Here is a 21,933-nt window from a genome sequence, read left to right on the forward strand (position 1 = left end):
GCTTATCGCCGGTGCTGCCCGTCTCGGAGGCCAGCAGGCGGCGTTCGGCCGTTGCTGTCTAGGTGTGCTGGCCGCTGGAGTTATTCTCCGCTCTCGTCAGCAGGCCCAGCACGGCGCGCTCCTTCCACCGGGCCCGCCAGCGATCGGCTTGAGCGTGATCGGCCAGCGCGGTACGGCCTTTCTGCTCGGCCGGGGTGAGTGAAATCTGGGACCAGCCACCTTCGAGCTCGGCGAAGTCGTCAGCGATCTGGGCGAACGGCGGGCCTTGGAAGTAGCTCACGTCCGTGTCGTCGCGCCGCAAAGGCACTCCGGAGGCGTCGGAGGTGAAGGTGCCCGCTTCGTAGCGCTCCTCGAAGTAGGCGCTTTTCAGTTCCTCGACCTCGAACCGCATCGCGTTGTGGGCTTTGGTCCGCGGACTCGGGTGGTCCAGGCAGTCCTGGTAGGAGAAGTCCATCGGGGTGCCATCGGTTCGGATCAGCTCGAACCCGTGATGTCCCCCGAGCGGCGAGGTGACGATCCGGATGCCGGCCACGCCGGGCCCGATCTTGGCCTCCGCGCGGGGGTGCATGTCGAGGAGATCACGGATAAGGCTGAACTGCTCGCCGGTCAGTTCGGTCCCAGGGGAGTGATTACGCAAGATGGCCTGCACGGCCGCCTTGGCTTGTGCCTTCGACCGGTATTCACGATCGCCGATCCAGCATGCTTGCATGTGATCGTCCCTTCCGCGGTGGCGGCAGCGCGTTCATCGGCTCTGCGACCCCGCCTCTCGCTTCTCCGATGCCAGGGCTGGTTGTCCTGGCAACAGCGTCGCCTACTCGAGGAGGTGGTCGAACCATGACAGCAAAAACGCGACCGCCTCGCCGCCGGTGAGCCACACAGCGCACGACCGGCACGACAACGCCAGGATGGTCGAGAAGCTCGGCAGCCGCCCAACTGTGGAGCAGGCGAAGGGCTACGCCGAGACCCTCGGCCGAAGCTACCACTCCACCGAACTCGGGGTACATCAAAGCCGGGGCGGTTCAAGGTGTCATTGTCCGAGATCGGAGCTGTCAGGTCCAAGCCGAGGTGGCCGATTCCGCAGTGATGTGGCCATGCCCGCAGCCAGTTCGCGGTGATGTGGCCACGCACCAGGTCGCGCAGCAGCTCGATGCTCCCAGGGTGCGACGTGGTCGCCTCGCTGGCCACGATGGCGCGACTCGTTCCCGGAAAATGGCCAGATCACATGGACGGCTGTGGGCCCGAGATGTCCTGGGTGAAGTGGCCACCCCCAGGTAGGAGCATGGTCAGTGGTCAGATCAACCCGGAACTGACAGGAGCTGTGCCCGTGACGTTGCCGGTGAGCGTGGAAGTAGCGCTCCGAGAGCGGTGAATGCGCCGCGCAGCGCAAGCCTTCCAGTGCTTTGAGCGCGGCAGGAAGATCAGTTGACGATCCGGCCGGGGTCGGGCGAGCACGAATCATCCCGTGCTCGTCCACATACACCTCGCCCTGCTCAAAAAACGCGTCGCAGCCCAGAACGCAGGCGATCATCACGATCGCCGGGTCGCGGCGCTCGGCCTCGTCGGCGTCCTCGCGCCGCTTGATGTGGGCCACGCGAAGGTAGGAAACCGGAAACGTCCTGCCGCACAGGCTGCACTCGGCGCTCGTGCGGTGCCCCAGCAGGTAGCGGCGCAGCTTGCCCTGCTCTCGCCGCTGCGTGGCCACCCGGACGACATCGCTGGCACCTTCCAGATCCAACCCAGTGACCGCGCTCAAGGCTTCGGGATCGGCGATCGGCTCCTGGACAGGAAGGACAGCCGTGCGGGGGCGCCGGGAGGCGCCGGCCGGGGTGAAACGGCCGCGACTGAACTTCCAGCCTTCGCGCTCGGCGAGGGTGTCCGCCGACGGCGCGGCGGCCATGACGAAGGACGGCGGCGGACCGACGGGGAAGGCAGAGGCACGAGGCAGCCGGTCGGCTCCTGCCTCAGCGCGGCGGGGCCGCTGGGTGAGACGACGCAGGTGCTGGTGCATCAGGCGGCAGTCATCACCGGCGGTGGCGCCGTCAAGGTGCGCGAATTCGGCGATGCCGCCCGGCCAGGCTCCCCGCCACAGCAGGTCCGCCAGCTGCAGGTCACAGAAACTCACGGCGACAAGCTCGTCCTTGACCTTCTGGAGCTTGCCGTTGCGGGGGCGGCCGTGCGCGAAGACGTACTCGCGATGCAGCGCCTGCAGCAGGTCGCCTCCCCACACCACGACGTGGGAGCGAGCTCTGCCGCCCTGGGCCGTCAGGCTCGGGATCTCCAGCGCGTGGTTGCGGTTGTAGTAGTTCAAGACCAGGCCGAGTTGACGGGCCCAGTGCGAGAACGGCGCCCAGGAGTCTTCGGGGGGCTGGTGCTCGCGCGCGCACCGCCAGAACTCCTCCACCCCGCGGGCATTCCAGCGTTCGCCGTTGTGCGGCGCCAAGGCTTGATCGAAGATCGGCTCACCGGCGCTGTCGAAGATGGCGAGTTCACTGATCCGGCCACAGCATTGCGCGGTCCGCCCGGCCAGGAACGCGATGGAAGCGTCGTCATCGCGGAACTCCTCGCGCAGGCGATCCGCGGTCTCGGTGGCCAGCTGGTCGGTCTTTGTCCAGTGAGGGCGAAGTCGCCGGTGGTGTGCCTGCTGGCGGGTGTAAACCGGGGTCCGGACCTCGCCACCCCAGTCGGTGGTCGTGATGCGGTACGCATCAGGCCTCAGGCCGTCTTGTGTGATGGAGCCTGAGCGGGGGGCCAGGACAACCGGTGTGTCGTGGGCGAGGTGTTCCTGGTAGGAGAGGAGATCAGCGCGAAGCTCATGGGCGTACCCGGCCGGCAGCTCGGTCATCTCATCGACGGAGAGCAGGAACGGCGACATGCCCAGAACCTAGTGCACCCAGCTCCTCGCGCGGGTGCGGTTCGCGATCGCCGATCACCTCGAATACCGCCTTCCTCGCCATCTCACCGACGAGCTGGGAGATCACGGTGAGCAGGGGAAGGCGATGCACGCTCTGGCTGCTGCGGCCGGGAGATGCGCTCGCACTGGGCCGAGATTCTCTGGGGTTAGGTGATCATGCGGATGCGCGGATGTGCCCACGGCGTCGCGGTATCGGAGGGAAGCGACGGCGTCGGGGGTGCCGGGGTGGAGATGGCTGCCATGACCTGGTGGTAGCGGCCGATGCGCAGGGTCTCGGCGTGGCACTGACGGCACGGTCCGCGCCGGGCGCAGCCGGTAGCGGTGATGAGGGTCCGGATGTGGTGGTAGGCGTCGTTCGGGTGGTCGGCCTTGACGGCGTACCAGTGGCCGGGCCGGTCGGCGTGTGGCAGGGCCGCGGCCACCGACGGCCGCATCGGCCAGTACAGGCCGGCGCTGTCGTGACGCAGGAGGAAGGTGCGGTCGAGGTAGTCGCACTCGTCGGGCTCGGGGCGGTGCTCGGCGGCCCATGCGGCGGCGTCGGTGAGCGAGCCCGGCCACCACAGCAGATCGGCCGGGTACTGGGTGACCTCGTGCCGGGCGTCGAACGCGCGCAGGCCAGGATCAGCGATGCCCTCCTCGGGGCGGAACACGGCCTGCACGATGACCGCGCGCCACGCTGGGTCGGCGGGGTCCGCGGCAGCGTCCGCGGTGGGGTCCGCGGCGGTGGCCAGCTCATCGGCCAGCCCCATCTGCAGCTGCGTACCGGCGGTGTTCCACGCCACCACGACGACGTTGCGCCGAAGGGGAGCGGGATACAGGCGCCCACCCGGGGTGGCCACCCCCCAGAGGTGATTGATGATCTCCGCGAGGTCGCTGAGGGTCAAGGCGGCCTCAACCGGATTGATCAGGTGGTGTTCGCCCGGATGGGCGGCCCCGTTACGCAGGCTGCTGATCGCCTGCTCGATGGCGCGGTTGCGCTGCCCGCGCAGCAGTCCCAGGCGCCGTGCCCAGGTGCGCAGACCGCCCAGCGTGCCGTTGAAGGCGATGGCTTGCCCGCCGTCGAGCAGCAGCAGCCGCCGGGGGTTTTGGCGGACGACGTCGTACAGCTCGGCGTAGCTGTCGGCGGCCACGGCGTGCTGGGCGCCGTGCTCGTCGACGAACCTCACGCTGCCCCCGTGGTGGGCGATGAACCGGTCGCGCAGGGCCTGCTCCAGCACGAGCAGGCTGCGGTCGTTGATCAGCGTGAAGATCTCGTAGCAGAACAGGCCGTGGGCGAAGGCGGTGCGCAGGTCCTCGAAGCTCCTGCGGGTGCCTTCGGCCACCTGCGGCGCCAGATCGAACCGGGCGACGACCTGCTGCTGGAACTCGGCGGCGCCTTCGGGGTGCATGCGCACGCCGGAACCCAGGCCCATGGGGGTGAAGGACAAGGTGCGGGTATCGGCTTGGCGCAGCTCTTCCAGCGTTTTGATGATCACTGCCGGACCTTTCCGTGGCGTGGCGAACCGGCCAGGGTACATCCAGGGCCTCACCGTCGCAGGTCGACGCCGAGACCGGGCCCGCGCCGTCGTCGGCCCGTCCGCCCCCAGCCCGGCGAGAACGCGATCTGTTCGGCGGCCGGGCGGGCGAGCGCTTCGAGGCGGTCCGTGTCCTACGAGCTGTCCATGCTGGGCCCGCCAGGCCGGTCGGGGTCACCCGCGCCGACACGGCGCTTCACTGCGGACTGTCGGCTGTATCAGCGGCGCGGTTGACGGCGGCCATCACCGCCCGCACCGACGCGGTCAGTACGGAGGTGTCCTGACCGGCTCCCCAGCACGCGGTCCGGCCGACCCGGCATTCCACGTACGCGATCGCGGGGCTGTCGGGCCCCGGCCCCGTCGCGTGCTCGGCGTACTGGAGGATGTCGACGACGACACCGGCGGACGCCAGCGCGTCGGCGAGGGCGGACAGCGGGCCGTTGCCGGTGCCGTGAAGTTCGCGCTCGGCTCCGCCGGCGCCCAGCGCGCAGGTGAACTCGTGCCTCCCCGGTGTGGTCTCGGTTGTGCTCCAGCGGGTCAGGGTCAGCGGGCCGTCCTCGCCGGGAGCGAGGTAAGTGGCCTGGAACAGGTCCCACAGCTCCTTGGCGGTGACCTCGTGCCCGCCGTCGTCGGTCGCGCGCTGCACCACGGCCGAGAAGTCGATCTGCAGGCGGCGCGGCAGGTCCAGTCCATGGTGGGTGTGCAGCAGGTACGCGATGCCGCCCTTGCCCGACTGGCTGTTGACCCGGATGACCGCCTGGTAGTCGCGGCCCACGTCGGCCGGGTCGATCGGCAGGTACGGAACGTCCCAGGGGGCCCGTCCGGCGGGGACGCCCAGTTCGGCGGCCTGCCGGTCGTGGTGGGCCAGGCCCTTCTTGATCGCGTCCTGGTGGGTGCCGGAGAAGGCGGTGTAGACCAGATCTCCCGCGTACGGGTGGCGCTCGTGCACCGGGAGGCGGTTGCAGTGCTCGACGACCCTCCTGATCTCGTCGATGTCGCCGAAGTCGAGCATCGGGTCCACGCCCTGCGAGTAGAGGTTCAGGGCGAGGGTGACCAGGTCGACGTTGCCGGTGCGCTCGCCGTTGCCGAACAGGCAGCCCTCGACGCGCTGCGCTCCGGCCAGCACGGCGAGCTCGGCGCAGGCGACGCCGGTGCCGCGGTCGTTGTGCGGGTGCACCGACAAGATCACCGCCTCGCGCCGCTCCAGGTGGCGGTGCATGTACTCGATCTGGTCGGCGTAGACGTTGGGGGTGGCGATCTCGACGGTGGCCGGCAGGTTGTGGATCACGGGCCGGTCCGGGGAGGCGTCCCACAGCGTGGTCAGGCCGTTGCACACCTCCAGCACGTAGTCCGGCTCGGTGAGGTTGAAGACCTCGGGAGAGAACTCGAACCGCACCGGCGGTCCGGGGCGTGCGTCGGCCAGCCGCGCCACGTGCTCAGCCGCCCGGCGGATGATCGCGTGAAGTTCGGGCCGGTCGTGCCCGAGTACCACGTTCCGCCAGGTGGGCGCGGTCGCGGTGTACAGGTGCACGACCACGCGCGGCAGGCCGTCGATGGACGCGAAGGTCCGCTCGATGAGGTCCGCGCGGGCCGCGGTGAAGACCACGACGGTCACGTCGTCGGGCACCGCACCCGTCTCGGCCAGGTGCCGTACGAAGTCGAAGTCCGCCCGGCTGGCCGACGGATAGCCGACCTCGATCTCCTTGAAGCCCATGGCCACCAGCAGGTCGAACATCCGCCGCTTACGCGACGGGTCCATCGGCTCGGCCAGTGCCTGGTTGCCGTCGCGCAGGTCCACCGGCACCCAGAGAGGCGCCCGCTCGATGCGCCTGGTCGGCCAGCTGCGGTCGTCCCCTGACACGATCCCGACGCGTTCGTGCGCGGGCCGGTAGCGCTGGTACGGCATCGCGCTGGGCCGCTGGAGGTTCCATGCCGGGGTGTCGGTGGGAACGGGACCGTGCGGCGTGCGCAGGGTGGGGAACGACGAAGTCGTCGGTATGGTCATCGGCGGGTCTCCTTGCCAGTCATGGGGTGATTCGACCGGCAAGGGCGAGCGCCGCGGCGGGGTGCCGGTCGCTTCAGGCCCCGCCGCGGCGGCCGAGAAGGAGACCACGCGACGTCATGGCGGTACACTAACCACAACACAGGTCCTCAGACAACCTGAGAGGTGAAGTCCGAATGCCACTCGGCACGCTCCGCCCCAGCCCGCTCGTCGAACAGGCCACCGAGCACCTGCGCGAGCAGATCACCGGCGGGCACTGGCCGATCGGCATCAAGCTGCCCGGGGAGAACGCCCTGGCCAAGACCCTCGGTGTCGGGCGCTCCACCATCCGCGAGGCACTGCGGGCCCTGGCCGGAGCGGGTCTTGTGCAGGCCCGACAGGGGGCCGGCGTCTTCGTCATCGCCACGGAACCCGCGGAGGACTGGCCCGCTCGCCTGCGCCGCGCGGCAGTCACGGACGTGTACGAGGTGCGCATGATGGTCGAGGTGCAGGCCGCGCGCCTGGCGGCCGCCCGCCGTACCGATGCCGACATCGCTGTGTTGGCCGCCGCCCTGGACGCGCGCCGCGCGGCCGGGCGGGGAGACGATGCGACCTTCGTCGACGCCGACATCGCCCTGCACGCCGCGGTCGTCGCGGCGGCGGGCAATCCGGTGCTGACGGACCTGTTCGCCGAATTCGCCCCGGCCCTGCGCCAGGGGCTGATCGACCTGGTCGACCTGCTCGCGTTGCGCAACGACGACCCCGACCACGGCGACGAGGCGCACGCCGCTCTGGTGGACGCCATCACGCGCGGTGACGCCGACAGAGCGAGCGCCATCCTGGAGACCGAGCTCCAGCAGACCCTGGCGTACCTGCATCGCGCGTGAAGCTGTGCCGGCCCGTGCGCCGGGCGCGTACCTCCGCCCGGACGGTGGACACCCGCTGAGGCCGGCCAACCGTAGAGCTCATCCTCTGCACGGTGGCGCCCCGTCGGATGGCGCGGGGAATCTCGGCGACGGAGTCCACGATGTGGATCAGGGGTCCTCGTAGTTTCGGCCGTGGATCCAACGAAGTAGTTCCTGACCTGCACTTACAGAAAGACAGTTCGGCCTGACCCGCCCGGCCTGCTGTGGAGACGTCGCAGTTCAGAGGCAGCTTCGTTGGATTTACGGCCAGTACTACCGGGACCCCGACAAGCTGAGCGGCAAGAACACCGACCGCGAAGAGCTCACCAAGGCCCTGGACTACCTACGGCCCGGCGACACCCTCGTCGTCCCCTCGCTCGACCGGCTCGCCCGCTCCCTGACCAACCTCGTCACGATCGTCGCCGAGCTGCGCCGCCGCGGCGTTGGCTTCCGGTCTCTGAAGGAAGCCCTCGACACCACCACCCCCGGCGGCCGTCTCGTCTTCCACGTCTTCGCCGCCCTGGCCGAGTTCATCCGCGAGCTGATCGTCGAGGGAACCCACGAGGGCCTGGCCGCCGCCAAGGCTCGCGGCGTGCGACTCGGCCGCCCACCCGCGGTGACCCCCGAGCAGGTCCGGCACGCCCGTGCCTTGCTCACCCAGCCCGATGCCACCGTGTCCTCAATTGCCCGGCTGCTGAACGTCAGCCGCTCCACGATCTACAAGTATGTGCCCGAACTCGCCACGGGCCGCCCTGCCGTCGAAAAGCCGGCAGTGTGAGCCGAGCTGGAGACTGGCGGCTGATTCCCCAGGTCAGCGCCTACTTGGCGGCTGATGGAGCGTTTGTTAACGGCACCCCGGCTTCGTCGCATCGTTAGAAAGCACCTCATGAGCCTCGATGACGTTCCCCCTCGCCCCGCCGGTGACGAACCCGCCGCGCAACCGGCCCGGCCGACGGTGTCGAGCACGCTCGCGCCGCTGGCGATCTCCGGCGTCATCGTGCTGGACCGGCCCCGCGACCTCGACGCCGATGCGGAAGAAGCCGCCGAAGCGCAGCTGTACGCGCTGCTGGGACAGCGCACCTCCCCCCTCGCGCTGCCGGCCAAGGGCAGCCCACCGCCCGCCGGGAACGCCTATGAGCTGGCCGCGCTGTTGCGTACCGTGCAAGCACCCGAGCAGGCCCTGGCAGCTACCGCGGGCTGGCTGTCATCGGAACGGCGCTCCTCGCCGGCCACCCAGCGCAACTACATCCGTGACATCTCCTGGTGGCTGTGGTGGATTCAAGCCCGTGGCCTGCACATCGGCGACGTCCCCTCCATGGAGACCGACCTGTACGCCGCAGCTATGCGCACCGCCGGCCTGTCGGCCAACACCCGCCGGGCCCGCATCTCCGCCGCGAAATCCTGGTACACCTACCTGCGCCGCGCCGACCTGGCGACCGCCAACCCGTTCGACGGGATGGAACCTCCCCGGCGAAGCGCCTCCACCACCCGGTTCATCAGCGGCGAGCAGCTGGACGACATGCTCGTGCACGCCGTACTCCACGAGAGCACCCGCGTCCAAGCGATCTTGGCCGTGCTGATCGGCACCGCCTGCCGCATCAGCTCCCTGCTCAACGTCGAGGTCGGCCACCTCACCTACCAGGGCCGCCTCAGAGTCGTGAACCTGCCGGTCAAGGGCAACCGCACCCACCCGGTCGACGTGCGCCCCTTCATCGGTGAAATCCTCGACGGTTACCTGGCCGAACGCGGAAGCTCACCCGGCCCTCTCTTCCGATCACGCAACGGGCGACCACTGCAGCGCACCTATATTCGCGAACTCATCCAGCGCATCGCCAAAGCCATCGGAGTCGCCGACCACAGCAAACTCTCCATCCACGGCATCCGTCACAGCGTGGCCACCGCCCTGCTGGAGACAGGCGAAGAACTGTCGGCGGTACAAGCCCTGCTCGGCCACGTCTCCCCCGACACCACACAGATCTACGCCCACCCTAAATCGCTCAACCTCTCCCCCACCCAGCGCATCGATCAACGCCTGGCCACCGCCGTCGAACGCCGCACCCGGCACCACCCTGAGGGGCCGTTTGCTGGGTCACGATGAGCGCCGCGGTCCGCTGCAGCGTTTCGCGGCTTTCATGACGCCCCCACGCGCAGGCATGCGAGATCGTCACCGCCCCCTCGATCACGGGAATTGAGGAACATCGGAGAGCGGCCGCGACCACTGCCCATACGGAAACAATGGCTTCCTGCCCATTGCGTGACCCGCTATTAATATCTTGTGGACCATCTCTAAGGAGGCCATCTGCGGGCTCGTCGAACTCGGGATGCATCACAACCGGTGGCACGTCAGGGACGTGGCCGTCACGATGCTCCAGCGCATCCGCGACACCGACGAGGCCCTCGCCGCCCTGGAGGGGCTCCGCGAGGCAGAGCCGGAAACAGCCGCATAGACGGTCGGAAACTCGGTCGTGCGCACCTTGCATCCTGTTCTTTCGCGCCGGGCTGGCCGATCTCTTCACCGACAAGTCCAGCTTTTGAAGCGCTCCCCGCGAGGGCTGGCGGTCCTCGTGACACCCCTCCAGCCGGACCTTGTTCTGGTGAGGGCGATCGGTCGGATCAGAGCGCCGTAAAAGGGTGCTTGGCGAGCAGAGCTTCGAAGAAGTTATGGAGCATCGCGGTGACCGCAGCCTCGTTCCTGGTCAGCTCGTGGCCGCCGAACCGGTACACCTCATACCCCTTGAGCCGCAGCGCCCGGTCTTCGGCGGCCATCTTGGAATACAGGTGGGGTGAGGCAGCCGCGCCTGCCTCCATGCCGTCGGCGTAGTGCTGCTGGCCGTCGACTTCCAGGACGACACGGGTACTGTGCGGCAGGAGCAGCAGGAAATCCATGCGCTCGCGTCCCAGCACGCTGTCCTTGCCGCCTCGCTGCCTTCGGGTCTGCGGGTCGTAGTGCAGGTACACCTGTGGGATGAGGGCGGGGCAGCGAATGGTGTCCTCGCGCAGGAGATATGCCTGGGCGTAGGCGTGGAAGAGGACTTGCTCGGGTTTGCTCGCCAGGGACCTCCATAGCCGATTGCACAGATCTCGTCCGGCATCGAGATCGGACACCTCGGTAGGGAGGGATTGGCGGTCGCGCCACCAGGACAACAGGTCGGCCCAGGTGAGCCCCTCGGGGTTCAGAGGCCTGTCGTAGACCAGGCAGTTCTCGGCATTGCGCACGATCCGGATGTCGTTGTTCACCGCGTCCCCGAGCACGATCTCGGGTTTGGGCCCGTCCGCGGCGAAGATGATGTTCTTCATCGTCCCGGAGACACCACCGCCGATCCTGCGGCCAGCGAAGATCGGCGCCCCGCTGATCTGGTCGACCTGGACGAGCTCGTACCCGTCATGGGCAAGGACGGAGTTGTAGAAGGCGTGCAGATACTGGACCTCGACCTGTTCAGGACGCACCACGGGGTGAAGGGTCTCGGCCAGGAACCGCAGGAGCCGCCCATCGTGCGCGCCGATGCCGAACCGCTCGTCCCGGTAGATCCAGTCGGCGGGGAAGTCATCGTTGTTGATGCAGTGCTGGATGAGGTCCAAGCGGGCGGTGGCGTACCGGGAGTCGAGGCTCGGCATCCGGTCCAGGTCGTACAAGCGGTCGAGAAAGGCAACCTCGTCGAGCGTGCCCCACCAGAACAGATCCGGGCGCTCGACCGGGGCGCCCGTCTCCGCCAGCTCATCCATGATCTTCATGCGGACCGCGTCGAGACCGTCGATGAGCCTACGGCGGGTGACCTCCGTGATCTGCTCGGCAGCGCTATCGCGGTCGTCTTGCTGCCCGGTCTGTAGGTTCTCGATGGTTTCCAGCTGTGCGAGCACCGGCTCGAACAGGCCGGTGAGGTAGGCCCGCCGCTTCGCCCAGCCTCCGGCATCCGACATTCCCCGGCTCTTCCAGTACTGATGGAAACCGAACTGGTCGCGAAACGGCGGGTCGAACACGATACGAAGACGCCCCAGGACAGCACGCAGAGCCCTCAACGCGACGGCGATCTCGACGTTGTCCAGCCGGAGGTTCTTCTGCTCGGTGCCGTAGTCCAGCAGCTCATCCCAGCTCAGCCGGGCCAGCGCTGACGCGGCGTCCACGTCGGCGAGGCCCCTCTTTGGCAGGGTCAGGTGAGACATCGGGAGGAAGTACCCTTCTGAGCTGCATGTAGGGCGAGAACAGGACCGTTGACGATCGTGACCTTGGCTGTTGCCGACCTGAGTGTCGGCGTGCGTGATGATGTAACCGTGAGTTCGGAGCCAGAGCCGAAGGGTCCACGGGCCGAACGGCCCAAACGGCGCAGGTTCAGCGCCGAGTACAAACTGCGGATCGTGGCCGAATACGACGCGCTGACCGAGCCGGGCGCCAAGGGAGCGCTGCTGCGCCGCGAGGGCCTGTACTCCACCCACATCCTGGACTGGCGACTGGCCCGCGACCACGGAGCCCTGCAGGCGCTGGAACCCAAGCCGCCGGTGCGCAAAGACACCAAGAGCCCGGCCGAGAAGGAGACCGAGCGGCTGCGGCGAGAGAACGAGAAGCTTGCCGCGGAACTGGCCAAGACCCAAAAAGCACTGACGATCCTGGGAAAAGCACACGAGCTCTTGCAACTGCTGTCCGAGGAGGTGGACACCCCGAGCAGGCCGAGCAGGCCGACCGAGTGATCACCGAAGCATTCGAGCAGTTGGAGCGGATGCTGAACATCAAGAGCGCGTGCGATCTGACCGGGATCTCACGGGCGACGCTGTATCGGCGGCGCACCCCCAAGCCTCGGCACGCCGGCCCGCCCGCGCCGCGTCCGGCCCCGCCGAACGCGCTGTCACGCGCCGAGCGGCACGAGGTGCTGGAGACGCTCAACTCCTACCGGTTCATCGACAAAGCCCCGCCGCAGGTGTGGGCGACGCTGCTGGACGAGGGCCTCTACCTGTGCAGCATCTCCACGATGTACCGGCTGCTGCGTGCCGAGGACGGCGTGCGCGAGCGCCGCGCTCAGGCCTGGCTAGGACGGCTTCAGCTGGACCCATTTGTTGATCACTAGGTGAAAATGTGGCGGCTTGAAATGGCCACCCTGACCGGTCGGTGTTCTGTGCTACTGAACCTTGAGTGGTTCGACAGACCCTCAACTAGGGTTGATATCCCGTTGCCACTGGTCGGCCTGGCCGAGCACGCGCATGCCGACAGCCTCATAAACACCCGTGGCGTTCGTATCGTTTGCGCTGTCAACATCGACACCGACCATGTGGTGGCCACGTGCCTTTAGCTCGGCGAACGCGGTGAGCAGAAGGCAGCGGGCCAATCCTCGCCCTCGGTAACGCTGCTCGGCGCCCAGCCAGGCGATCCAGCCGCGGTTCGGCTGCGAGCGGGCGATCAGCCCAGCCGCCGGGGTTCCCTCGACCTCGGCGATCCACCACAGGCGGGGATCGTGACCGTCTCGCTGTTGTTGATCGGCCCAGAACTCCTCGAACGTTCGACGGTGGTGGTTCCAGTGTCCGCTCAGCGCTTCCTCCAGCACCGCGTGCAGGCGGCGCCGATCGTCGTCACCAGCCGCGATCCGAATCTCGGTTCCGGCCGGCAGCCGCGGAAGGGCGGGCCGTTCGCCGTTCAAGTCGATGATCAGGCGGCTGTAACGACGGACAACGTGCCAGCCGTGATCTTGGAGCGCGGGCGTGGCGAGAGCTTGAGGCATCTGGAAAAGCGTGACGCTCTCACGCTCTTGGCCTGCTGCCGCGGCCTGTTTGTGCGCCCATTCCTCGATCTGCCGCAGTAGCGCATCGGTCAGGGAGTCCGGGGCGACGGGTGACACTCCAAGGTGCGCGCGGAGCCGGTCGGCGTGCGGAGCGGGATGGAGCGCGGCAAAGCCGAGGATGTCACCGTCCTTCTCATATACGCGGCTACGTCGCTCCAGGTCCAGCCCTGGCGTGAGCAGGATCTGCCGGATGTCGGCCTCACTGGTCTCTGCACGTCCGATCTCGGCTAGCTCGATCGCCTGGAACAGCTCCCTCAGAGCTGTCAGGTCGTTCATCATCGCGGCGCGTATCTGCATGCCGGGACTGTCCCAAGGCAAGCGGTGCGCGGCAACATCTTTCCGGACGCAGGCCTGTCATTCACAGCGCGGGATACGCGCCCACCTCCGCGATCTCCCCCAATCGCCCTCCTGGCCGACGCACGTCCCCACTACTCGAACTTCGGTGGCACGAGACAGTCGGCTGCGGGGTGATCGTGCGGTCTGTGGTCTCGGGGGCTGCCGCCCCCGAACCCCTGCCACGCGAGGGCATCGCCCGCCCGCCGGGCGCGATGGCGGGCGTGGAGTGGGGCGGGCGATGCCCTCGCCTCGATGCGCGGGGCAGGGCGGTATCAGGGTTTGCCGTTGTGCTGTGCCTTGGTGCGGGCCAGTCGGTAGGATTCGGTGCCGGTCTCGCTGATGGTGCCGCCGAAGGTGAGCCGGTCGACGATCGCGGCGCAAAGGCGGGGATCAGTGAAGGTCCTGGTCCAGCCGGAGAAGGTCTCGTTGGAGGCGATCGCGACGCTGCTTTTCTCCTCGCGTTCGGTCAGAACCTGAAACAGCAGCTCGGCGCCGCGCCGGTCGAGTTCCATGTAGCCCAGTTCGTCAATGCAGAGCAGGTCGACGCGGCCGTAGCGGTTGATGGTCTTGGTGAGCTGGCGGTCGTCGGCGGCCTCGACGAGTTCGTTGGCGAGTTTGGAGGCCAGCACGTAGCGGACCCTGAAGCCGGCCATCGCCGCGGCCGAGCCCAGGCCGATCAGCAGGTGCGACTTGCCTGTCCCGGAATCGCCGATCAGACACAACGGGGCGCCTTTGCCGACCCATTCGCAGGTCGCCAGAGTGTTGATGATGGCGGGTTCGATGTGGGGGTTGGCGTCATAGTCAAAGTCTTTGAGCCATTTCGGGCGGGGGAAGGCAGCGGCGCGCAGCTGTCGTTCGGCGCGGCGGCGGTCTCGCTCGTCGCATTCGACCATGAAGAGTTCGGCCAGAAATCCCCGGTAGGTCAGTTGCTCACGCTCGGCCCGGTCGGCTAGCTCGGAGAACTGGCCGCGGATGGCCGGCAGGCGCAGCACTCGGCAGGCGGTGTCGATCGCGGCCTCGGCGGCGGGTTCGGTGATGCCCCGGTTGCGGGTCATGACGCGCTCTCCTGGTGGGTGTCGGGCTGATGGCAGGTGTTCGGCGCTGGGCGGCGCAGCAGTTGGTCGTAGGCGTCCACGCTGGGCAGCGGACGAGTGTCGGGGGGAAGCTCGGCCAGGCGTTTGCGGGTGAGGCTGGTCACCTGAAGGTTTTCGGCCGTAACCGTCGTGGTCGGCGCGCTTAGGCGGGTGGTGCCCAGGGTGGGGCGGCCGGTGCCGCGGGCGTCGGCGGCCTTGCGGGCCTCCACCGCGATCACGTCGGCGGCGAACGAGCTGACCGACAACGCCGCGCGGATCCCGGCGATGACGTCGGCGTCGTCCATAGTGCGGTGCAGCAACAACACCTCGATCAGGGCGCGGGTCGCGCCGGGTTCACCCAGCGCTCGGCGGGCCGCCGACCATAGGGCGTCATGGGCGTCGGTGAACGCGCCGCTGGTCCGAGCTGCCTCCAGCGCGACCGACCCGGCCAGCGCTCCAGGCTTGCGCATCAGCGCCTCCAGATAGTGGTCCAACACGATGGTTTCGGTGCCCTTGCCGGCCAGCCGTTCATGTCGGGTGACTTCTTGATGCCGGTCGTAGACGATCAGCTGGGAGGCGTGCAGCATCACCCGCATCTTGCGGCCGATCAGGTGGATCGGGACCGAGTAGCGGCAGCAGCGCACCGTGATCTGGCCATAGCGGTCGACGCGAGGCGTCAGCAGTAGACCGGTGGAGAAATGATCGTCGGGTAGCGTGCGCAACAGTGGCGCCTCGATCGCGAAGTCCTGAGCGATGGTGCGTAGCCGTGCCCCGATCCGGCGGCCGTCTTCGAGCTGCTCGAAGTGCTCGATCCGGGCGTTGAGCTCCGTCAGGCTGCCGACTTCCGGGACTGGGGACAGGTAGTTGCGGCGAAAGTAGCCGACTTCGCCTTCCACCCCGCCCTTCTCGTGAGCGCCGTCGATCCCGCGCTCGCAGTAGAAGGCCTCGTACTGGTAGTGCGAGCGAAACAGCCGCCAGCGGGGGTTTTCCACCCGAGCCCGGCCGCGGAAGAGGACCTTGGTCACTGCTGCGGTCAGGTTGTCATAGCGGATGTGCCGGGTCGGGGTGCCGCCCAGCCGGGTGAAGGCCTCCACGTGCCCTTCCAAGAACGCCTCTTGCCCACTGGTGGAGTAGATCTTGTGGATGGCCTTGCCGGAGTAGGACATGCGGTAGACGAACAGGTAGCACTTGGTCAGCACCCCGGCCAGGTTCACCCACAACTCGCCGAAGTCGACCTCGGCTTCCTCCCCGGGTGGATGGTTTTGGCGGATGAATACCTTGGCCGGTCCCCGCCCCTCCTCGATGCGGATCTCAGGTCTGCGCTTGGCGAGGTAGTCACGCACCGTGGAGTACGACACTCCCACCGCGTCCTGCTCATCGATCAGCCGCCGGTGGATCCTCTTGATGGTATGACGCTGTTTGCGGGGCGCGTCCAGATCACCGCGCAGCCACTCGTCGATCACCTTCTTGAACGGCTCCAACTGCGGAGACCGGCGTTGTGGCGTCTTACGCGGTGTCGGTTCGGGTCGCGTCAGTGCCTCGCGGACCAATCGCCGGTGCACTCCGTACTTGCGGGCCAGCGCCCGGATCCCCAGGCCTTCACGCCATGAATCCCGGCGGATTTGGTCGAACAGCTCGACTTTGGTGAGCGCCACCAAGTCCCCCTTGCCGCGGCGCGCGTGATCTAGCAGGTCGAGCCTGACACCGCAACTCTAAAGGTGGGGCCACTTCAAGCCGACATGTCGGTCTGGGATCACATCACCGATCCGAGATGGGTCCAGCTCAAGCCGCCCGGGTGGGGCCACCTTCAAGGATCTGGCCCACATTTCGTGATGGACACGGCCCCGGGTTCATGCGCGCTTGGCGGTGAGCAGGACCCGTTTCCGTAGCAAGGGCAGGCCCGCTCGTCCGAACATCTGCCTCTTGATCATTTTACAAGTTACGTGGAATCAACCGTGGGGACGATCATGTTCCCTTCGGTCTCGCCACGTACTTGAGGGGCAGTGTTGGGCGCAGTGGTGTTGGAGGAGAAGTGGCCGGTTCTGGGGAGGCACAACAGAGCGGCTGAGTGGCTGCGCATCTGGGTCGATCTCGGTCGGGCGCCGCGGACGGTTGACGCCTACGCGCGAGGTCTCGCGGAGTACCTGGAGGTGTGCGAACGCGACGGCGTCGACCCGATCGCTGCGAACAAGGCGAACGTCGCGGTGTTCGTGCGTGAGCTGTCGTCCCGACCGAACCGGCGCGGCGCGAACGTGCTGTCTCTGGATTCGGGCGCCGGGTTGTCGAACGCGACGATCCAGCAGCGCCTGGTGCCGGTCCGCCTGTTCTACGACTTCCTGATCGAGGAAGGGCTGCGCGAGGGCAACCCGGTCGGCCGCGGCAAGTACACGCCAGGCCGGCGGTTCGGCGGTCAGCAGCGCGGATTGGTGCCGCGGCTGTCGAAGCTGCCGTGGATCCCGGACGAGCAGCAGTGGATGAAGGTCCTTGAGGTCGCTCGCAGCGAGGGCATCCGGAATCGGGTGATGCTCGCGCTGGCCTACGACGCGGCGTTGCGCCGTGAGGAGCTGTGCTCGCTGCGCACCGATGATCTGGATCCGGCGCATCGGACGTTGCGGGTCCGGGCGGAGACGACGAAGAACCGGTTGGAACGGGTGGTGCCGTACTCGGCTGCGACGGGGACGCTCATGTCGTCCTACCTGGCGCACCGGGCCACGATTAGCCGGGCTCGCGGCCCGTTGTTCTTGTCGGAGTCGCGCCGCAACCACGCCCAGCCGTTGAGTTTGTGGACTTGGTCGAAGGTCGTCCGCCGGCTTGGCCTGGAGGCCGGGGTGCCGCAGTTCTCTACGCATACAACGCGGCATCTGTGCTTGACCGATCTGGCCCGGATGGGCTGGGAGCTGCACACGATCGCGACGTTCGCCGGCCACCGGTCGATCGAGTCGACCCTGGCCTACATCCATCTTTCGGGCCGGGACCTGGCCGACAAGCTGGCCAGCGGGATGGAGCACATTCACGCCTGGCGGGTCCAGATGCTCACCGGCACCACGGCGCAGGCGTCCCGGTGACGGCGGCACCGACCGGGTCCGCTCGCGAACCCGGAACAGCAGGCTGGCATTGGCCGATTCCCGCGGACATGATGAGCGGCGGCGTCGTCCTTCGCGAGGCCGAGGTGACGGCGATCGGTGAGCTCGGCTTGGGGAACCTCCGGCGGCTGAAGCGGCACGACCCTGATGATCCAGGATGGGCGGCGATCAGAAGGCTGCTACGGCCCTTGGAGCTCGCCGACTCCAGCCTGGACTCCCCGCCGACCAGCCACCGCCGCCGGGCCATGACCGATGCGACCGCGGTGCTCCTGATGCGCTGCGCGCAGACCAGACGAGCGTATTGGGGCTGGACGGTCGAGGAATGGGTCGAGGTGGTTGGCGCCGACCAGGCAGGTTTTCGCCGGTCGGCCCCGGCCTGGGCCGATGACGGGGTCCGCTCCTACGTGGCCAACCACGCCTACCTGCTCGGCGCCTTCAACGAGTTTCACCGCCTGGGCAGCTTCCAACGGCTCCCGCTGGCCTGGCGGATCTTCGGACGGACCCGCGTGAACGACGAGATCCGCAAGGTCCGGGCTGTCTTGGCCGGGTGGGGCTACCAGCTCGGCCGGGATGACGACAAGCTCCTGCCGATGGTGGTCTGCCAGCTGTTTCTACTCAACCGCAGCCCATACATCGAGGACCTGGCCACAGAGTTGTTCGACCGAGTCCGGGCCGAACGGCTCTTCGGCAGCGGCGCGCGCCTGAACACCCTGCACGCCGTCCAACGCGCCGTTGCCGAGCTCGGCTTCTGTCGACCGCCCGTCCTGACCACCGGCCGCACCACCCCGAAAGCCGGCGGAGCACCCCAGGTCTGGACCCACTGGGTCGACCGCTGGCACGCCACATCGACATTGACACCCAACACGAGAGGCGGCGTCCGCTCTAACCTGCTCAAGATCGGACGATGGGCCGGCGCCGAGCAGCCCGACGCCGCCGACCCGGCCGCCTGGACCCGGCAGACCTGCGCGTCGTTGGTCGCCGTGCTGGACCGGATGAACGTCGGCGACTACACCGAGCGCACCGTCGGCCTCAAGGACCGTATGGGCAAGCCGCTGGAGGCCTCCACCAAGGCCAGCCAGCTCGCTGCGGTCAGGACGTTCTTCCGGGACTGCCAGGAATGGGAATGGCTACCCCGCCGGTTCGACCCTCAGCGGGCCCTGGCCACCCCGCGCAGCATCGCGGCGCTGCTCGGCCCCGACCCGCGCGTGATCGCTGACGACATCTGGGCCAAGCTGCTCTGGGCCGGCCTGAACCTCGAAACCGACGACCTACCTGTCAACCAGGCCGGATTCTTCTACCCGCTCGAGTTGGTCCGCGCGGTGACGTTGACCTGGCTGTTCAGCGGGCAACGCAGCGACGAGATCGCCCGCCTGCGCGTCGGCTGCATCCGATGGCAGCATGACGGGCAGGCCATCGGCGGCAACGCCACCGACGTGCTCGCCCGCGATACCGTCTGCCTGCTCGACGTCCCCACCCACAAGACCGGGACCTCGTTCACCAAGCCGATCGACCCGCTCATGGGCGAGGCCATCGAGGCCTGGCAGGCGATGCGGCCGGCCCAGCCCAAGATGGTCGACCGCCGCACCGGAGAACAAACGGACTTCCTGTTCGCCTTCCGCGCCCGCCGCGTCCCGGCGACCTACATCAACGGCACGATCATCCCGCTGCTCTGCCGCAAAGCAGGCGTCCCAGCGGCCGACGTCCGCGGCAACATCACCAGCCATCGAGCCCGGTCCACGATCGCCTCACAGCTCTATAACGCCAAAGAACCCATGACCCTGTTCGAGCTGCAGGCCTGGCTCGGGCACCGATCCCCGCAATCCACTCAGTTTTACGCCAAGATCACCCCGACCACGCTCACCAAGGCCTACGACGACGCCGGCTACTTCGCCCGCAACGTCCGCACCATCGAAGTCCTCCTCGACCGCGACGCCGTCGTCTCCGGCGCCGCAGCCGCCGGGGAGCCTTGGCAGCACTACGACCTCGGCCACGGCCTGTGCTCCTACACCTTCTTCGAGCAGTGCCCGCACCGGATGGCCTGCGCCAAGTGCGACTTCTATACTCCAAAGGACTCGACCAAGGCCCAACTGCTTGAGGCCAAGGACAACCTGCAGCGCATGCTGGTGAGCATCCCGCTCACCGACGACGAACGCGCCGCCGTGGACGACGGCCAAACGGCCCTTGACCAGCTCCTTCAACGCCTCGCAGATGTCGCCACTCCTACCGGCCCCACGGCCCGTGAACTTCGCGCCGCGCCCGGCAGATCACTGCCACTGATCGTCGAGTCACCTCCCGGCCGACCCGATCGAAAGTGCTGCTGACATGCGCCCTGACCTCTACACCGTTGACCACCCTGGGCCCGGACAGCTGAGCACCATGGCCAAACCCCGCGGCGGAGACTGGCTGGACGACGAGATGATCGCGCTGAAAGCCGTGGGCGTCGACGTCCTGGTCTGCGCGCTCACCCCGCCCGAACTTCACGAAACCGGCCTCGGCGCAGAGGCCCGAGCCGCGCGTGAGGCCGGCCTGCACTTCGTCGCGATGCCCATCCCTGACCGCGACGTCCCCGACCTGGCCACGGCCCTTCCCATCCTCAAGCAGCTCGCCGAACAGCTCCGCAGCGGAGCGCACATCGTCACGCACTGCCGCTTCGGCATCGGCCGCGCATCCCTGCTCGCCGCGGCCCTCCTGATCCTCAACGATGTTGCCCCGGACATGGCATGGCAGCAGCTCGAACACGCTCGAGGACTTCCCGTTCCCGACACCGTCGAGCAACGAGAGTGGACCACCGTCCTGCTCAAGCACCTCCAGGCTTGACAGATCAGATTCCACATAATGATGTGGTTGACGCGGCCCTCGACAGGGCCGGAGCTCCATGGGCTGGTCAGGCCCTGAACGACGGCGTCGAGGTCCTGTTCGAGGCCGTGAGCGAAGGAGGAGATACCGGGCAGATTGTCGGCCCGGACCTCGCTGATCCAGCGGGTAAGGTCATGGCCGGTGAGCTGGGTGAGCATCGTGGCGAACGTGCGGACGTGATCGCAGGCGGCCCGTAGTTCTGGGCAGCGTTCCAGCAGGGCTTTGAGCTGGAGCCGCTCGTCTTCGGCCAGGGAGTCGGGGTGTCGGGTCAGCCAGCCGGTGACCTCGCGGACGGTCGGTGCCGGCGGTGTCGGCAGCGGTGCGGAGGCCGGGCGGTGGCGCTGGAGGTGGTCGCGGACATTGGAGTAGCTGCCGGTGTAGCCGAGCGCTTTGATCTCCCGGAACAGCTGGGCGAAGTTGCCGCAGCCTTCCTCCAGGCGCCGGTGCAGGTGAGGCTTGAACGGGTCCAGCCGGCCGGGCCGGGGCGTCTGCCAGCGGCCCTCGGCCAGTTCCTGCCAGGTGGCGGCGCGCGCGTAGCGCTGCACGGTGTGGCGTCCCCAGCCCAGGTGTCGGGCGATCGTGCGGATCTTGTGGCCGTCGGCCAGCAGTTCATGCACCATCTGGTGGTGTCGGCGAGCGCGGTCGGCGAACTTCCCGGTCGGTGCGGGCCAATCGGTGTGCGCAGGCGGCGAGGCTGGTCCGGGTTCGGGTGCGCAGGCGGGTTCGGGTGTGGGTTCGCGCAGGCAGGCGCGGTGCGCGGTGATGCATCGTTCGACCGCTGTGGCGAGGTTCTGCCACAGGTGAAACCGGTCGGCGACCTGGGTCGCCTCCGGTGCTCCGGTGCGCGCGCCCTCGGCGTAGGCGCCGGACCGGTCGCGGCAGATCACCTCGATGCCGGGGTGGGCAGCCAGCCAGTTCGACAGGGGCGCGGCATCGCGGCCTTCCAGGAGTTCGATCGGAGCACCGCTTTCGCAGTCGATCAGCACGGTGCCGTAGTGGTGGCCGCGTCGGAGCGCGAAGTCGTCCACTCCGAGCACGCGGGGGGTGGGGGTGGGCGGGTCGGGGATCGTCATGAGCAGGCGCAGCAGGGTCGAGCGGCTGGCCACTGCGTGCAGCGCCTGTGCCAGGCGGCTGCCCGCGCGCCCGGCCAGGGCGACCGCGATGTGCCGCAGCGCGTCGGTCAGTGGTGGGGTCTTGCGCCCGTACCGGACGGTGAGACCGGGCACCTGCTCGCAGAACGTCCGCCGCTCACAGGTCGGCTCGCGACAGAACAGCCGCCGGACCTGCAGCGTGATCGCGGCGCGCTGACCGCCCACGGCGGCGTCGGCCAGCCGCCGCCAATAGCGGCTGTGCACCTTGGAGGAGAGAGATCCACAGCTCGGGCATGCCCTCGCCGACGGCAGCGTCCGCGCCAGGATCTTCACATGGTCTGCCACCTTCTCGATCCGCTCGACCTCGACCCCGGCGAGGTGAGGGAGCAGAACATCCAGATTGTGATCACCGCACCCG

At 68.1% G+C, this 21,933-nt stretch carries 17 protein-coding genes and 2 pseudogenes; 10 read left to right on the top strand and 9 right to left on the bottom strand.

Translation table 11 applies throughout. The features are described 5' to 3' along the window. Window positions 1–58: 58 nt before the first annotated feature. From ACQP0P_RS25500 to leuA, 4 genes are all read right to left on the bottom strand, one after another. Window positions 59–709 (bottom strand): DCL family protein, encoded by a 651-nt coding sequence (locus tag ACQP0P_RS25500; RefSeq protein WP_433359011.1) that lies wholly within the window; start codon window positions 707–709, stop codon window positions 59–61. Window positions 710–1,027: 318 nt separating this feature from the next. Continuing rightward, complete coding sequence (locus ACQP0P_RS25505; protein WP_433359012.1) at window positions 1,028–2,872, bottom strand: hypothetical protein; 1,845 nt, start codon at window positions 2,870–2,872, stop codon at window positions 1,028–1,030. 185 nt (window positions 2,873–3,057) lie between these two features. Continuing rightward, window positions 3,058–4,386 carry a hypothetical protein gene (locus tag ACQP0P_RS25510; protein ID WP_433359013.1) on the bottom strand — a complete coding sequence of 443 codons (1,329 nt, stop codon included), beginning with the start codon at window positions 4,384–4,386 and terminating at the stop codon, window positions 3,058–3,060. Window positions 4,387–4,621: 235 nt separating this feature from the next. Next, the gene (gene leuA / locus ACQP0P_RS25515; RefSeq protein WP_433382097.1) at window positions 4,622–6,331 is read right to left on the bottom strand and encodes a 2-isopropylmalate synthase; all 1,710 of its coding nucleotides are present in this window, start codon (window positions 6,329–6,331) and stop codon (window positions 4,622–4,624) included. A gap of 272 nt (window positions 6,332–6,603) precedes the next feature. On the opposite strand from leuA, the gene ACQP0P_RS25520 reads away from it, so the two are divergent. The 5 genes and pseudogenes from ACQP0P_RS25520 to ACQP0P_RS25540 all read left to right on the top strand — a co-directional run bounded on the left by ACQP0P_RS25520 (window position 6,604) and on the right by ACQP0P_RS25540 (window position 9,758). Beyond that, a complete protein-coding gene (locus ACQP0P_RS25520) occupies window positions 6,604–7,293 on the top strand; it encodes a FadR/GntR family transcriptional regulator (RefSeq protein ID WP_433359014.1) in 690 nt (229 codons plus the stop codon). A gap of 352 nt (window positions 7,294–7,645) precedes the next feature. Continuing rightward, window positions 7,646–7,846: pseudogene (locus ACQP0P_RS25525) on the top strand (recombinase family protein); the annotation flags it as partial. A gap of 114 nt (window positions 7,847–7,960) precedes the next feature. After that, on the top strand, window positions 7,961–8,089 hold the full coding sequence (locus ACQP0P_RS25530; protein ID WP_433359015.1) for a helix-turn-helix domain-containing protein: 129 nt from the start codon (window positions 7,961–7,963) through the stop codon (window positions 8,087–8,089). Between the two features lie 108 nt (window positions 8,090–8,197). Then, complete coding sequence (locus ACQP0P_RS25535; protein WP_433359016.1) at window positions 8,198–9,409, top strand: tyrosine-type recombinase/integrase; 1,212 nt, start codon at window positions 8,198–8,200, stop codon at window positions 9,407–9,409. 175 nt (window positions 9,410–9,584) lie between these two features. After that, on the top strand, window positions 9,585–9,758 hold the full coding sequence (locus tag ACQP0P_RS25540; RefSeq protein WP_433359017.1) for a hypothetical protein: 174 nt from the start codon (window positions 9,585–9,587) through the stop codon (window positions 9,756–9,758). 166 nt (window positions 9,759–9,924) lie between these two features. On the opposite strand, the gene ACQP0P_RS25545 is transcribed toward ACQP0P_RS25540, so the two are convergent. Next, window positions 9,925–11,472, bottom strand: coding sequence for a hypothetical protein (locus tag ACQP0P_RS25545; RefSeq protein WP_433359018.1), 1,548 nt, complete (start codon window positions 11,470–11,472; stop codon window positions 9,925–9,927). A gap of 108 nt (window positions 11,473–11,580) precedes the next feature. On the opposite strand from ACQP0P_RS25545, the gene ACQP0P_RS25550 reads away from it, so the two are divergent. Then, complete coding sequence (locus ACQP0P_RS25550) at window positions 11,581–11,994, top strand: transposase (protein ID WP_433359019.1); 414 nt, start codon at window positions 11,581–11,583, stop codon at window positions 11,992–11,994. Next, window positions 11,991–12,368, top strand: coding sequence for a hypothetical protein (locus ACQP0P_RS25555; RefSeq protein WP_433359020.1), 378 nt, complete (start codon window positions 11,991–11,993; stop codon window positions 12,366–12,368). Before ACQP0P_RS25550 ends, ACQP0P_RS25555 begins: the two co-directional genes overlap by 4 nt. 81 nt (window positions 12,369–12,449) lie before the next feature. Here the strand turns inward: ACQP0P_RS25555 and ACQP0P_RS25560 are convergent, their stop codons facing one another. From ACQP0P_RS25560 to istA, 3 genes are all read right to left on the bottom strand, one after another. Then, window positions 12,450–13,373 carry a GNAT family N-acetyltransferase gene (locus ACQP0P_RS25560; RefSeq protein ID WP_433359021.1) on the bottom strand — a complete coding sequence of 308 codons (924 nt, stop codon included), beginning with the start codon at window positions 13,371–13,373 and terminating at the stop codon, window positions 12,450–12,452. A 311-nt stretch (window positions 13,374–13,684) separates the two neighbouring features. Continuing rightward, window positions 13,685–14,467: an IS21-like element helper ATPase IstB gene (istB, locus tag ACQP0P_RS25565; RefSeq protein WP_433359022.1), complete on the bottom strand. Its 783-nt coding sequence runs from the start codon at window positions 14,465–14,467 to the stop codon at window positions 13,685–13,687. Continuing rightward, the gene (istA, locus tag ACQP0P_RS25570) at window positions 14,464–16,140 is read right to left on the bottom strand and encodes an IS21 family transposase (RefSeq protein WP_433359023.1); all 1,677 of its coding nucleotides are present in this window, start codon (window positions 16,138–16,140) and stop codon (window positions 14,464–14,466) included. Before istA ends, istB begins: the two co-directional genes overlap by 4 nt. Window positions 16,141–16,500: 360 nt before the next feature. On the opposite strand from istA, the gene ACQP0P_RS25575 reads away from it, so the two are divergent. The 3 genes from ACQP0P_RS25575 to ACQP0P_RS25585 all read left to right on the top strand — a co-directional run bounded on the left by ACQP0P_RS25575 (window position 16,501) and on the right by ACQP0P_RS25585 (window position 20,385). Further along, entirely contained in the window at window positions 16,501–17,550 is a 1,050-nt protein-coding gene (locus ACQP0P_RS25575) for a tyrosine-type recombinase/integrase (RefSeq protein ID WP_433382100.1), read from the top strand. A 68-nt stretch (window positions 17,551–17,618) separates the two neighbouring features. After that, window positions 17,619–19,889 carry a tyrosine-type recombinase/integrase gene (locus tag ACQP0P_RS25580; RefSeq protein WP_433359024.1) on the top strand — a complete coding sequence of 757 codons (2,271 nt, stop codon included), beginning with the start codon at window positions 17,619–17,621 and terminating at the stop codon, window positions 19,887–19,889. Between the two features lie 94 nt (window positions 19,890–19,983). Continuing rightward, window positions 19,984–20,385, top strand: a complete 402-nt coding sequence (locus ACQP0P_RS25585; RefSeq protein WP_433382102.1) for a protein-tyrosine phosphatase family protein — start codon at window positions 19,984–19,986, stop codon at window positions 20,383–20,385. Window positions 20,386–20,465: 80 nt separating this feature from the next. On the opposite strand, the pseudogene ACQP0P_RS25590 reads toward ACQP0P_RS25585, so the two are convergent. Continuing rightward, window positions 20,466–21,860 (bottom strand): annotated as a pseudogene (locus ACQP0P_RS25590) (ISL3 family transposase); the annotation flags it as partial. Between the last annotated feature and the right edge of the window lie 73 nt (window positions 21,861–21,933).

The organism is Streptosporangium sp. CA-115845 (genome assembly GCF_050943795.1).
Classification (GTDB): Bacteria; Actinomycetota; Actinomycetes; order Streptosporangiales; family Streptosporangiaceae; genus Streptosporangium.